The organism is Xanthomonas graminis pv. graminis (genome assembly GCF_030168915.1).
In the GTDB taxonomy this organism is placed as follows: Bacteria; Pseudomonadota; Gammaproteobacteria; order Xanthomonadales; family Xanthomonadaceae; genus Xanthomonas_A; species Xanthomonas_A translucens.
The window spans coordinates 3,641,293-3,653,248 of record NZ_CP076255.1 but is presented as its reverse complement, the minus strand read 5'-3'; the positions used below and the strand labels follow the sequence as shown (position 1 = coordinate 3,653,248).

The 11,956-nt window shown below is 69.1% G+C and carries 12 protein-coding genes; 4 read left to right on the top strand and 8 right to left on the bottom strand.

Annotated elements, in window-relative coordinates; genetic code table 11:
* Positions 1–10: 10 nt before the first annotated feature.
* From KHF85_RS15905 to KHF85_RS15895, 3 genes are all read right to left on the bottom strand, one after another.
* Positions 11–841 (bottom strand): thiol:disulfide interchange protein DsbA/DsbL, encoded by an 831-nt coding sequence (locus tag KHF85_RS15905; protein ID WP_284567407.1) that lies wholly within the window; start codon positions 839–841, stop codon positions 11–13.
* 116 nt (positions 842–957) lie between these two features.
* Entirely contained in the window at positions 958–1,599 is a 642-nt protein-coding gene (locus KHF85_RS15900) for a thiol:disulfide interchange protein DsbA/DsbL (protein ID WP_284567406.1), read from the bottom strand.
* 85 nt (positions 1,600–1,684) lie between these two features.
* Positions 1,685–2,506: a c-type cytochrome gene (locus KHF85_RS15895; RefSeq protein WP_284567405.1), complete on the bottom strand. Its 822-nt coding sequence runs from the start codon at positions 2,504–2,506 to the stop codon at positions 1,685–1,687.
* A gap of 129 nt (positions 2,507–2,635) precedes the next feature.
* On the opposite strand from KHF85_RS15895, the gene yihA reads away from it, so the two are divergent.
* Positions 2,636–3,259, top strand: coding sequence for a ribosome biogenesis GTP-binding protein YihA/YsxC (gene yihA, locus KHF85_RS15890; RefSeq protein WP_284567404.1), 624 nt, complete (start codon positions 2,636–2,638; stop codon positions 3,257–3,259).
* A gap of 278 nt (positions 3,260–3,537) precedes the next feature.
* On the opposite strand, the gene KHF85_RS15885 is transcribed toward yihA, so the two are convergent.
* The 3 genes from KHF85_RS15885 to KHF85_RS15875 all read right to left on the bottom strand — a co-directional run bounded on the left by KHF85_RS15885 (position 3,538) and on the right by KHF85_RS15875 (position 6,381).
* Entirely contained in the window at positions 3,538–4,530 is a 993-nt protein-coding gene (locus tag KHF85_RS15885; protein WP_284567403.1) for an MBL fold metallo-hydrolase, read from the bottom strand.
* Between the two features lie 92 nt (positions 4,531–4,622).
* Positions 4,623–5,459, bottom strand: a complete 837-nt coding sequence (locus KHF85_RS15880) for a helix-turn-helix transcriptional regulator (RefSeq protein ID WP_284567402.1) — start codon at positions 5,457–5,459, stop codon at positions 4,623–4,625.
* 226 nt (positions 5,460–5,685) lie between these two features.
* Positions 5,686–6,381: a VIT1/CCC1 transporter family protein gene (locus tag KHF85_RS15875; RefSeq protein ID WP_284567401.1), complete on the bottom strand. Its 696-nt coding sequence runs from the start codon at positions 6,379–6,381 to the stop codon at positions 5,686–5,688.
* A gap of 223 nt (positions 6,382–6,604) precedes the next feature.
* On the opposite strand from KHF85_RS15875, the gene KHF85_RS15870 reads away from it, so the two are divergent.
* The 3 genes from KHF85_RS15870 (at position 6,605) to KHF85_RS15860 (ending at position 9,651) form a co-directional block, all read left to right on the top strand.
* Positions 6,605–7,969 carry a glutamate--cysteine ligase gene (locus tag KHF85_RS15870; protein ID WP_284567400.1) on the top strand — a complete coding sequence of 455 codons (1,365 nt, stop codon included), beginning with the start codon at positions 6,605–6,607 and terminating at the stop codon, positions 7,967–7,969.
* A gap of 138 nt (positions 7,970–8,107) precedes the next feature.
* Positions 8,108–8,668: a hypothetical protein gene (locus KHF85_RS15865; RefSeq protein ID WP_284567399.1), complete on the top strand. Its 561-nt coding sequence runs from the start codon at positions 8,108–8,110 to the stop codon at positions 8,666–8,668.
* Positions 8,668–9,651 (top strand): hypothetical protein, encoded by a 984-nt coding sequence (locus tag KHF85_RS15860; RefSeq protein ID WP_284567398.1) that lies wholly within the window; start codon positions 8,668–8,670, stop codon positions 9,649–9,651. The genes KHF85_RS15865 and KHF85_RS15860 overlap by 1 nt, the downstream gene beginning before the upstream one ends.
* 3 nt (positions 9,652–9,654) lie before the next feature.
* Here the strand turns inward: KHF85_RS15860 and KHF85_RS15855 are convergent, their stop codons facing one another.
* The gene (locus KHF85_RS15855) at positions 9,655–11,214 is read right to left on the bottom strand and encodes an ATP-binding protein (RefSeq protein ID WP_284567397.1); all 1,560 of its coding nucleotides are present in this window, start codon (positions 11,212–11,214) and stop codon (positions 9,655–9,657) included.
* Positions 11,211–11,927 (bottom strand): response regulator, encoded by a 717-nt coding sequence (locus KHF85_RS15850; protein WP_038237819.1) that lies wholly within the window; start codon positions 11,925–11,927, stop codon positions 11,211–11,213. Before KHF85_RS15850 ends, KHF85_RS15855 begins: the two co-directional genes overlap by 4 nt.
* Positions 11,928–11,956: the final 29 nt, after the last annotated feature.

The window sequence follows — 11,956 nt, the reverse complement described above, 5'->3', positions numbered from 1 at the left end:
GGGCGGGAGCTTACTTGGCCAGCGCCGCGCGTTCGCGTGCGATCAGGTGATCGGCGATGCGCAGGATGTCGTCGTAGTTCTTGCCCTTGACCAGGTACTTGCCGTTGATGATCAGCGACGGCGTGCCTTTGACGTCGCTGCGCATGGCGAACTGCTTGGCGCGGTTGGTCTTGGTGCTGACCGCGAAGCTGCCCATGGTGTCGGCGAACTGCTTGGGATCCACGCCGTACTTGGCGTAGAAGCCGGCGATGTCCTGCACCGAGTCGCGGCCGCGCTCGCCCTTCAGCGTCTCGTCGACGTGGATCGCCTTGTACAGGGCTTCGTGGGTCTTTTCCTGCACGCCCATCGCCTCGGCGGCGTAGAACGCGCGGGCGTAGTCGTCCCAGGGGCCGCCGAACATCGCCGGCACATAGACGAAATGCACGTCCGAGGCCAGGCCGGCCTTCCACGGGCCGATCTGCGGCTGGAAGCGCGCGCAGGCCGGGCACACGTAGCCGAACACTTCGGCCACTTCGATCTTGCCATTGGTCGGCTGGAACGGCTGGCCGCCGGGGATGTCGATGTAGTCGGTGCCGGCGACCGGTTCGGCGCCGCTCGGGGTCCGCGCCGCGGACGGTGCGGCCGGTGCGTCGGCAGCAGGCGGTGCGGTGGCGTCGGTCGCGGGAGCGGCGTTCCCGGCAGCCGCAGCCGGAGCGGTGTCGCTGGCGCCGGTGGCGGGCGCCGCCGTGGCGGCAGGCGCGTCGGCGGCCGGGGCGACGGTATCGGTGGTGCCGTCCTGGGCCTTGCATGCGACCAGGATCGGCAACAGGGCCATCAGGGTCAGGGCGAAGCGGGTCTTCATCGGCGGCATCTCCAGCAAAATGGGGGGCGAACGCCAAGCGCGCCGGAAGCGCGGCTGGCAACCCCATCATGATGCCATGGCGTGGATGAAGCGCCGTGGTGCGGGTTCGCGCGGGATTACTTGCCCGCGCGCTCGCGGGCGACCAGCGCATCGGCGATGCGCAGCATGTCCTGGAAATTCTTGCCCTTGACCAGGTACTTGCCGTTGACCACCAGCGCCGGGGTGCCCGGGATCTCGCTGCGCGCGGCGAAGTCGCGCGCGGCCTTGACCTGCGCGGCCACCTGCGGGCTCTCGTAGGCGGCGACGAAGTCCTGCGGCTTGACCCCGTACGCGGCGTAGAACGCGGCCAGTTCCTCCGGCGCCACGTTCTGCACCGGCACGCTGTGCTTGTCGTGGATCGCCTCGAACAGGTCGTGGTGGCTGCGGGTCTGCACGCCCAGCTTCTGCGCGGCATAGAAGGCGCTGGCGAAGCTGTCCCAGAAACCGCCGAACGCAGCCGGCACCAGGGTCACCCGCACGTCCTTGCCCTGCTTGCGCGTCCATTCTTCCAGGAGCGGCTCGAAGTGCGCGCAGTGCGGGCAGGTGTAGCCGAACACCTCCACCACTTCGATCTTGCCGGCCAGCGGCGCGAACGGCTGCGGCTTGGCGATCAGCGCGTAGTCCTCGCCTTCGACCACGGTGGCGGTCTTGGGCTGCGCGCAGGCGCTCAGCGGCAACAGGGTGAGCAGGCACAGCAGCAGGCGGGGCAGACGGTTCATGCGATCTCCATGGCAAAAAACGAACGCCGGTCGTGACGACCGGCGCGAGGGGGAAGCGGTGCGGCGCCGCGGCGGCGGCGCGCGCTCAGGATTGTTGCGCAGGCGCCGCCGGTTGCGGCGCGGCCGGTGCCGGCACGGCCTGCGCCGCGGCCGCATCGTCGGCGCGATCGTGCAGGCCTTGCAGGTAGCTGCCCAGCGCCTTCATCTCCTGCTCGGTCAAGGGCTTGGCCACCTGCGCCATGATCTTGAACAGGGTCGGGTCGCGCTCCTGGGTGGTGCCGGACTGGTATTCCTGCAGGCGCCGCGCCACGTAGTCGGCGTGCTGGCCGCCCAGATGCGGATAGGCCGGACCGGGGTTGCCGGCGCCGGTGGGGCCGTGGCAGGCGATGCACGCCGGAATCCCGCGCGCCGGATCGCCACCGCGGTACAACTGCTGCCCGACCTCGTAGAACTTCATGCCGGCATACGGGCCTTCGCTGACCACCGCGTCGTCGGCGATGCCGGCGCCGGCTTTTTGCGTGGCGAAGTAGGCGCCGATGTCGCGCATGTCCTGTGCGCTCAGCGGCTGCACGAACGGCAGCATCGCCGCGACCGCGCCGGAGGTGCGTTCGCCGTGCGCGATCAAGGCCATCTGCCGCGCGCTGTAGCGCTCGCTCTGGCCGGCGATGCGCGGATACATCGCCAGCGCCGGGTTGCCGTCGGCGCCGTGGCAGGCGGCGCAGGCCGCGGCCTTGGCCTGGCCGGCCTTGGGATCGCCCCAGGCGAGCTTGCCGACGTCGCCTTCCAGCGGCGCGGTGCGCACCGGCGCGTTGTCGGGAATGGGAACCACCGAGGTCTGCGCGAACGCGACGGCGGCGGCGACGGAAACGGCTAGACCGGCAAAGGCAAGAACGCGAGCGTGGCGCATTAGCTGAAGCTCCGTGTGACCCAACCCGCGGCTGCCAGGCCGGCGACCGCACTCGCGCGATTATCCGCGCGTGGCGCCCTGGCGGTCAACGAACCCCGCCCGGGCCGGCGGACGTGCGATCCTAGCGCCATGTCGCTCCTCATCGAACGTGCCCACTACCTGCTTTCCGCCCACAACCCCCGGCAGTTGCCGGAGGACGGGGGCTGGGAGGTGGCCTTCGCCGGCCGCTCCAACGCCGGCAAATCCAGCGCGCTGAACGCGCTCACCCGGCAGAACGCGCTGGCCCGCGTGTCCAAGACCCCCGGCCGCACCCAGCAGCTGGTGTTCTTCCAGATCCAGCCCGAGCGCTATCTGGTGGACCTGCCCGGCTACGGTTACGCCAAGGTGCCGCTGGAGCTGCAGGCGCACTGGCAGTCGTTCATCGACAAGTATTTCCGCACCCGCGAGGCCCTGCGCGGCCTGGTGGTGGTGATGGACATCCGCCATCCGCTGAAGGACTACGACCGGCAGATGCTCGGCTACGCAGTGCAGCGCGGACTGCCGGCGCATGCGCTGCTGACCAAGGCCGACAAGCTCGGCCGCGGCCAGCAGGCGCAGGCGCTGCAGCAGGTGCGCAAGGACCTGTCCAGTTCCTTCGGCGACACGGTCAGCGTGCAGCTGTTTTCCGGCGAGACCCGCCAGGGCGTGGACGAGGCGCGTGCCATCGTCGGCGGCTGGCTGGGCCTGGACACGGAGCCGCCCGCGGCGCAGTGAGCGCGGCCGCGCCGGACCTCCGGCGTCTTCTGCGCAGGCGCAGCTTGCGATCGATCGCACGCTGCGGCCGCGGCCGTGCTGTGTGCGTTGGCTGCATCGCATGCGCGGTGCCGGGCGCCCGCAGCGGCGAATGCGGGTACGGGCGCAGCCTCGTGCACCCAAACTCTGCGAGACGCTTGGCGCCGGCCCCTCACCCCAACCCCTCTCTCCCACGTGACTTCCTTCGGTCGCGGTGGGAGAGGTGCTCAGGCGCGCCGCGGCTTGGGAGAAGGCCGCACTCAAGGCATGACCGGCAACGGCGCGAATTCGGTTGGGACCCAGGCGAACGCGTTGCCGTCGCGGCGCACATGGCCCAGGCCAGGGAACGGCAGGTGCGCGCCGGCCACCCACCAGCCGCCGTCGGCGGCCTGGGCCATGGTCCGCTTGCGCGCGGCGATCGCCGCCGCGCGGTCGCTGTCGGCCTCGTACGACGCCTGCGGCTGCGCGAACTGCACCGCGTGGTAGTGCACCAGATCGCCCCACACCAGCAACTGCTGGCCATCGCCGCCGTCGAAACGATAGGACACGTGGCCGGGCGTATGCCCGTGCGTCTCCAGCGCCACCGCGCCGCCGGGCAAGGCATCGCCGGGACCGAAGCGGCGCAGTCGGTGCTTGGCCTGGTACGGCGCTGCCGCCGCGCGCGCCAGCGGGAACGCGAACGTCAGCATCTGCGGGGCGCTCGCTTCGCTGGCCGGATCCAGCCAGTACGCGGCATCGGCCGCGCTCAGCCATACCGTGGCGTTGGGGTAGGCCGCCTGTCCCTGCGCATCGAGCAGGCCGCACAGGTGGTCCGGGTGGGCGTGGGTCAGCAGCACGTCGTCCACCTGCGCCGGCGCGTAGCCGGCCGCGCGCAGGTTCGCCAGCACCTGGCCCAGGCCGGGGCCGAAGCAGGTGGCGGTGCCGGTATCGACCAGGGTCAGGTGCGTGCCGTCCTGGATCAGGTAGGCGTTGACCGCGGTCTGCAGGCCCTTGGCGGTTTCCGGCACGTAGCGATGGTCGAGCAGGCGCGCGATCGCGTCGCTGTCCAGATTGGACAACTGCGCGCGCGGCAGCGGCACCGTGCCGTCGAACAGCGCGGTGACGCGCAGCCTGCCGATCGCCTGGCGGTACACGCCGGGGACTTGCTGGGTGGGGGCGGCCGGCGCGGCGGCATGGGCGGCCGGCGGCAGCGGCAGGGCGATGGCGGCGGCCAGCGCCAGCAGGGCCAGCGGACGCGAGACGGAAACAGGCATCGAGAGATTCCAGCGGAAGCGGCCTTCGCCGCGGTACCTGCATGCTGCGCGTGCGGCACGGCGCGATTCGCTCATTCGGCTGCGTGCGGCGCTCAATCGTGATTGCCGATGCGCGCCGGATCCAGGCCGTAGCGCTGCTGGAAGCGCTGGCTGAAGCTGCGCGTGGAACGGTAGCCGGCGCGCGCGGCCACCGTCTTCAGCGGCCAGCGCGTGGTGTAGAGCAGTTCCATCGCATGCGCCAGGCGCGCGTCGGTGATCAGTTCGCGCAACGACGTGCGCTCGCCGGCCAGATGCCGGCGCAAGGTCGCGCCGCTCAGGCCGAGGCTGTCTTCGAGATCGCGCGACCGCCATGCGCGTTGCGGCTGGGCCGCGATCAACTCACGCACCTGCGCGGCGATGCTGGGGGCCGGCGGCAGCAGCAAGCCGCCATGGCCGCGACGGCAGAACGCAACCACCAGCGCCGCCAGTGCCAGCCTGGCTTCGGTGTAGTGGCCGTCCTGCAGCGCCTGCCGCCATTGCAGCAAGGCGCTGCCGACCTCGACCGCACGCAGCTGCGCCAGTTCCGCGCCGGCCGCGGGCAGCGGTTCGTTCCACAGCGTGCGCGCGGCGCTCAGCGCTTCCTCGCACAGCGGGATCACCGCGGTCAGGTAGGTGCCGCTGTGCGGGTCGGGGGTATTGACCACGTCGATGCGGCAGCGCCGGGTGACCAGGAACAGGTCGCCCGCCACGCATTCCAGCGTCTGCGTCGCCGTGCGCACCTGCTTGCGGCCCTGCAGCAGGATCGCCAGCTGCGGCCGCAGAATGTCCACCGAGCGCGCCCCGTGTTCGCGGCGCGCGGCGATGCAGGCGTAGCCTTCGGCGCGTTCGCACTCCACCAGCGTCGCCAGTCGCGCGAGCAGCAGGAATTCGGAGTCGTGGGTGTCGGCCATCGCTGGCGATGCTACCGCAGTGCGTAGCGGCGCATGCGCGGCGTGGACGGATGATGCGGCCCGCGATCGGCGCATTTTCGATCCGAAGCGGGAACGGCCGAAGGCGATTCCAGTTGCGATGCTTGTGTCGCCCTGGTGGTACGCGTTGCCGCCGCTGGATCGAGACCAACGGGCGCGCTGCAGTGCCGGAAAGGAATCGCCTTGGTGCAGGCTGCGTAGCGTCGGATCAGACCTGCACGCCGAACAGACGGCCGACCGCGCCGGTGGCGAGCATCGCCGCCGCACCCCAGAACACCACGCGCATCGCGCCGCGCACCCCGGACGCGCCGCCTGCGCGTGCCGCCAAGGCGCCGGTCAGCGACAGCCCGAGCAGCGTCGCCGCACCGGTCACCCACACCTGTTTGCCGGCCGGCGCCAGCAGCGCGGCCAGGATCGGCAGTGCCGCACCGCAGCAGAACGCGGCCGCCGACGCCAGCGCGGCCTGCAGCGGCCGCGCGCGCAGGGTCTCGGTGATGCCCAGTTCGTCGCGCGCATGCGCGCCCAGCGCATCGTGCGCGGTCAACTGCTCGGCGACCTGGCGCGCCAGCGCCGCGTCCAGCCCGCGCTGGCGGTAGATGCCGGCCAGTTCGTCCAGCTCGCTTTGCGGATCCTCGTGCAGTTCGCGGCGCTCGATCGCCAGGTCGGCGCGTTCGGTATCCACCTGCGACTGCACCGAGACGTATTCGCCCGCGGCCATCGACATCGCGCCGGCGACCAGGCCGGCGATGCCGGTCGCCAGCACGGCGTGCGCCGGCGCGCCGCTGCTGGCCACGCCGACCACCAGCCCGGCCACCGACAGGATCCCGTCGTTGGCGCCGAGCACCGCCGCGCGCAGCCAGCCGGCGCGGTCGCCGCGATGCAGTTCGGAATGGGAGGGGCGCATCGGCTGCCTGCACGGTGGGGGAACAGGTCTGCAGCCTAGCCCAGCGCTGCGCGGCCGGCGCTGCTGCGTCTCACTCTCGCCGCTGCCAGGCACGCGGATCGTGGAATGCTGCAGCACCGCCGGTAGCGATGTGGGCTTCGCGCCGGTCACGCTATAGTGCGGCCCTTGCGATGCTGGCGGGCCATCCCCACATCGCCCCCCCCTCTTCCGTGCGAGCCTGCCCTTGTCGAGCCCCAGCCACGTTGCCGAGACGCCGATCACCGACCGCACCGAACTGGTCGAGGTGTTGGCCTCCGGAGAAAAGCCCGAAGCGCAGTGGCGCATCGGCACCGAACACGAGAAGTTCGGCTTCCGCCTGGACGACCTGCGCCCGCCGACCTTCGACGGCGAGCGCGGCATCGAGGCCCTGCTGACCGGCCTGACCCGCTTCGGCTGGGAGCCGGTACGCGAAGGCGGACACACCATCGCGCTGCTGCGCGACGGCGCCTCGGTGACGCTGGAACCGGCCGGGCAGCTGGAGCTGTCGGGCGCGCCGCTGGAGACCATCCACGACACCTGCGTGGAAGTGGGCAGCCACCTCAACGAGGTCAAGCAGGTCGCCGACGAACTGCGCCTGGGCTTCCTCGGGATGGGCTTCCAGCCGAAGTGGCGCCGCGACGAAATGCCGTGGATGCCCAAGGGCCGCTACCAGATCATGAAACACTACATGCCCAAGGTCGGCAAGCTCGGCCTGGACATGATGACCCGCACCTGCACGGTGCAGGTCAACCTGGATTACGCCAGCGAAGCGGACATGATCAAGAAGTTCCGCGTGTCGCTGGCGCTGCAGCCGATCGCCACCGCGCTGTTCGCCGACTCGCCCTTCACCGAGGGCAAGCCCAACGGCTACCTCAGCTACCGCTCGCACATCTGGACCGATACCGACGCCGACCGCACCGGCATGCTCGACTTCGTGTTCGAAGACGGTTTCGGCTACGAGCGCTACGTCGATTACCTGCTCGATGTGCCGATGTACTTCTCCTACCGCGATGGCACCTACGTCGACGCCAGCGGGCAGAGCTTCCGCGATTTCATGCAGGGCAAGTTGCCGGCGCTGCCGGGCGCGCTGCCGACGCTGCGCGACTGGTCCGATCACATGACCACCGCGTTCCCGGAAGTGCGGCTGAAGAAATACCTGGAAATGCGCGGCGCCGACGCCGGTCCCTGGGGCAGGCTGTGCGCGTTGTCGGCGTACTGGGTCGGCCTGCTGTACGACGATGCCGCGCTCGACGCGGCCTGGGACCTGGTCAAGGATTTCAGCCTGGTCGAACGCCACGCGCTGCGCGACGGCGTGCCGAAGCAGGCGCTGAAGCTGCCGTTCCGCAACGGCAGCGTGCAGGACCTGGCCGCCGAGTCGGTGAAGATCGCCCTGAACGGCCTGCGCCGCCGCGCCCGCCTGAACGGCGACGGCCAGGACGAATCGCGCTTCCTGGAACCGCTGGTGGAGATCCTGCACGCCGGCGAGACCGCGGCCGAGCGCAAGCTGGCGCTGTATCACGGTGCCTGGCAGGGCGATGTGGATCCGGTGTTCTCCGAGTTCGCGTATTGACGTGGGCGGATCTGCGCCGCTGCGGTGCGACGGTACGCGCAGCATCACGCTCCTGTTTCAGCGGTGAGAGTTGAAGCCAAAAAAATGGGGGGTAGAGTGTCCGTCACAGGGGGTAATTGAATTCGTAAAGGGGTACTTATGAGCCAGAAGATAAATGGGCTATTCGTGACCTTGTTGCTTTGCGCGGGATTTTTTCTGAGTCCTTGCGGCAAAGCCAAAGATCCTCCGCTTGATGCCGCTGCCGAACAGAGGGCTGCCGAGTTGACGGATGCGCAGGCCGAGCAAAAGGCGTTGCGGCTGAGAACCGCGCCGATCCATTCTGCCGCCCTGCTCAGGGAATACCTGGCGAAAGAGGATGCGTCCAGCCCGCTCAACCTGCTTTCTCCTGCTGCAAAGAAACGCTTCGTCGAATCGTTGAGGTTCAACGAGAAGGGCGTTACATCGTTCACTTACAGCGATATCGAAGCGGAACTTTCCGCAAGCCAGGCCTATCGTCTGCTGTCGCTATTCGGCCTGGAGAGCACGATTTCCTCCATGCACAAGATGCGTGTTGATGGGGAGGAGGATATGAAAGTGAATCTGGCCTACCCACCTTCGACTCCTGGCAGGGGACCAGATGATGATCACAACGATTACAAATGTGAAAGCCCGCACACCTGCGAGGAGAGTGTAGGCAAGATTTGCATGAGTGGTTGCTGATGCGCTTGTCGCGCCCCTTGGGGTGTCTTGTCGGCGCCGCCATCCTTGCGATGGTGGCGCCTTTGGTCTGTGCTGCAGCGGCACCGGAGGTGCCTGAGCATTCGCTCTATGATGCGCTGGCGGACTACGACGAGAGTCTGCGCGATCAGTCCGGTGCGCAGCGAGCCGAGGCGGTCGTGGCCAGGTACGAACGCATCGCCGGCGCCATCGATCCCTGCGGCAAGGCTGGCGCCCCTATCCACGATGACGATTTGTTCAGGGCGACAGTGCTTGCCGAGGGGTATTCGTTCGACCCCAGGCATGTACGCAAGATCGGTTGTCTGTACCGGCGGCTGCAAGCGCAACGGCGGATTACCCGCTGGCATGTCATCTCCTATGCCGAAGCCTTGGCCTCGATTAGCCGCTTCGACGAGGCGAACCGGATACTGGCGTCATTGCCCACTCGGCCGGTCGCGCCTTTGCCCGCGCTTTCGTTTGCGCAGAAGGCCGATTCCCGGCGCGTGATCGATATCGACTCGCCGACGCATGCCGTGGTGCGCTCTCTCGCAGCGCGCGAGCGTCGCCTGGCCGTGTTCGCGGTTGTCCATCCGGATTGCCATTTCTCGGTGAATGCGCTCGCTGAGATCGTCGCCAACGAGGACGACCGTTGGTTGCGGGAAGTGCTCGTGTTGCTTGTCGCGCCTGGCCCGACTCCGCCCGTCGATGGGATCCTGGCGTGGAATCGAGGCCAGCCGACCTTGCCGATGCATCTGATGTATCGACGCAACGACTGGACGTTTCTGAAAAGTATCGATACGCCGACGTTCTATCTGATGCGTGGCGACACCATTCTCGATACGTTCACAGGGTGGCCCAATCCCAACGGTCTTGCCCGGCTGAAGGCCGCGCTGCAGCGGGAAAGGCACGCGCAGCGCAGCCGGCCTGGGGCCGTGCCAGAGCGCCACGGTCGGCGTTACGCGGCGCTTGCAGGCCATTTGCCCTGAATGTCACGCCACCGCCTGGCACGGCAACTCCACACACACCCGCAACCCACCCTCGGGGCGGTTGGTCAGGGTGATCTCGCCGCCGTGGGCGAGCGCGATGCTGTGCGCGACCGACAGGCCCAGGCCGATGCCGCCGGTGTCGCGGTTGCGCGAGTTCTCGCCGCGGAAGAACGGCAGGAACAGTTGCTCGTGCTGGGCCGGGTCGATGCCGGGGCCATCGTCGTCGATCCACAGCACGCAGTCGGCGCCGTCGCGGTGCAGTTGCAGGCGCGCGCGCTTGCCGTACTTCAGTGCGTTCTCGAGCAGGTTCATCACCATCCGCCGCAGCGACAACGGATCGCCATCGAGGGTGATGGCCTGGCCGGCGACGAAGCTCGCTTCGGCGCCGGTGTCGCTGGCGTCGTCGACCACGCTCTCCACCAATAGGCGGAAATCCAGCGGTGCGCGGGTGCTGCGGCGGCTGTCGTTGTGGATGAAGTCCAGCGCTGCGGAGATCATCGCCTTCATTTCGTCGATGTCGGCGATGGTCTTGTCGCGCAATGGCGGCTGCAGGCCTTCCAGGCGGAATGCCAGGCGCGCCAGCGGGGTGCGCAGGTCGTGGGCGATCGCCGCGACCATGTGCGTGCGCTCGTTGATCAGGCGGTTCAGGCGCGCCTGCATGGCGTTGAACGAGTCGGCCGCCTGCACGATTTCGCTGGGGCCGCTGCGTTGCAGCGGCTGCGCATCGGGATTGCGGCCTAGCCGGTCGGCGGCTTCGGCGAAGCGGCGGATCGGCGCGGCCAGCGCGCGCGAGAACCACCACGCCAGCGGCAGCATCGCCAGCAGGCCGGCCACGAACAGCAGCGCGACCTGGGTCTTGAACGCGGTGGAGAAACGCCGCGGCGGCGACACCACGCTGCGCCAGCGGCCGTCGGGTTGCTGCAATGCGGCGGTGAAGCCGCCGAGCAACGGCGATGCAGGGGCCAGGCCGCGCTCGCGCCAGCGCGAACCGGCTGCGCGCAGCGCGGTACCGAGTTCGCCGGTGGTGGCGTCGCTTGTTGGCGGCGGAGCCGGCTGCAGTGCGTTTGCGTTGGGGTCTGTGCCGGCGTCGAACGGCGCCTGCGGCGGTGCGTCCGCATCGGCGAACGATGGCGCTGCATCGTGCAGGAAGCGCGCGTCGCCGGGCGGGCCGGACCGCGGTCGCAGGCGGATCCGTTCTTCCTGCGTGAAGTTCGGGTTGGGGAGCTTGTCGTCGCTGCTGCGATAGAAGCGCACCTGTTCCGGCGCCACGTCCAGCCAGTTGGTCAGCATGAATTCGGCGAAGCGGTCGCGGACCTGCCCCGGCGCCGGCAGCGGCGCCTGCCTGGAGGCATGCACCTTCAAGGTCTGCGTGCCGGCCGGCATCTTGGTGGTCAGCAGCGCGATCACTTCCGGCGGATGCACCGGCATTTCGTAGACCGGCGTGCGCAGCACCAGCAAGGCGATGCCGATCAGCTGCGCGGTCAGCAGGGCCGCCAGCAGCAGCAGGAAGGTGCGGGCGAAGATCGAGACGCCGCGACGACCCCGCTGCTTGGGCGCGCTCACAGCCGGGCGACGCTCGGCAGCAGCATGTAGCCCTCGTTGCGCACGGTGCGGATCAGTTCGGTCTGCACGCGTTCGTTGATCTTGCGCCGCAGGCGGCTGATCTGGCTGTCGATCGCGCGGTCGTAGACCTCGGTGTCGCGGCCGCGCGCGTAGTCGAGCAACTGGTCGCGGCTGAGCACCCGCTGCGGATGTTCGACGAAGGTGCGCAGCAGGGCGAACTCGCCGTCGGAGAGGTTGATGAAGATGCCGGTGGGGTCGCGCAGGTCGCGGCGGATCACGTCCAGGCGCCAGCCGGCGAATTCGTAGACGTTGCCGCGCGCCTCGGGCGGCAGCGTCGCCGCCTGGCTGCGACGCAGCAGTGCGCGCACGCGCGCCAGCAGCTCGCGCGGATTGCACGGCTTGGCCAGGTAGTCGTCGGCGCCCACTTCCAGGCCGATGATGCGGTCGGTGTCGCTGCCCAGCGCGCTGAGCATGATCACCGCCGGCGCGCCGCGCTCGCTGGCCAGCTGCCGCGCGGCGCTGAGCCCGTCTTCGCCGGGCATCATCACGTCCAGGATCACCAGGTCGGGTTGGCGTATCGCCATCAGCCGGCGCATGTCGGCGACGTTCTCGGCGGCTTCCACCTGGTAGCCGTGCTCTTGCAGGAACTCGCTGATGAGCCGGCGCAGATCGGGGTCGTCGTCGACCACCAGAATGAAGGATTGCATATCCATGATCTTGAAGGGCGGCCGCTCGGAATACG

Bases quoted from the DNA above. Each gene is read 5' to 3' on its own strand.
- yihA (WP_284567404.1), top strand. From the start codon at position 2,636: ATGTCGCTCCTCATCGAACGTGCCCACTACCTGCTTTCCGCCCACAAC.
- KHF85_RS15865 (WP_284567399.1), top strand. From the start codon at position 8,108: ATGAGCCAGAAGATAAATGGGCTATTCGTGACCTTGTTGCTTTGCGCG.
- KHF85_RS15880 (WP_284567402.1), bottom strand. From the start codon at position 5,459: ATGGCCGACACCCACGACTCCGAATTCCTGCTGCTCGCGCGACTGGCG.
- KHF85_RS15875 (WP_284567401.1), bottom strand. From the start codon at position 6,381: ATGCGCCCCTCCCATTCCGAACTGCATCGCGGCGACCGCGCCGGCTGG.
- KHF85_RS15895 (WP_284567405.1), bottom strand. From the start codon at position 2,506: ATGCGCCACGCTCGCGTTCTTGCCTTTGCCGGTCTAGCCGTTTCCGTC.
- KHF85_RS15900 (WP_284567406.1), bottom strand. From the start codon at position 1,599: ATGAACCGTCTGCCCCGCCTGCTGCTGTGCCTGCTCACCCTGTTGCCG.
- KHF85_RS15860 (WP_284567398.1), top strand. From the start codon at position 8,668: ATGCGCTTGTCGCGCCCCTTGGGGTGTCTTGTCGGCGCCGCCATCCTT.
- KHF85_RS15850 (WP_038237819.1), bottom strand. From the start codon at position 11,927: ATGGATATGCAATCCTTCATTCTGGTGGTCGACGACGACCCCGATCTG.
- KHF85_RS15905 (WP_284567407.1), bottom strand. From the start codon at position 841: ATGAAGACCCGCTTCGCCCTGACCCTGATGGCCCTGTTGCCGATCCTG.
- KHF85_RS15885 (WP_284567403.1), bottom strand. From the start codon at position 4,530: ATGCCTGTTTCCGTCTCGCGTCCGCTGGCCCTGCTGGCGCTGGCCGCC.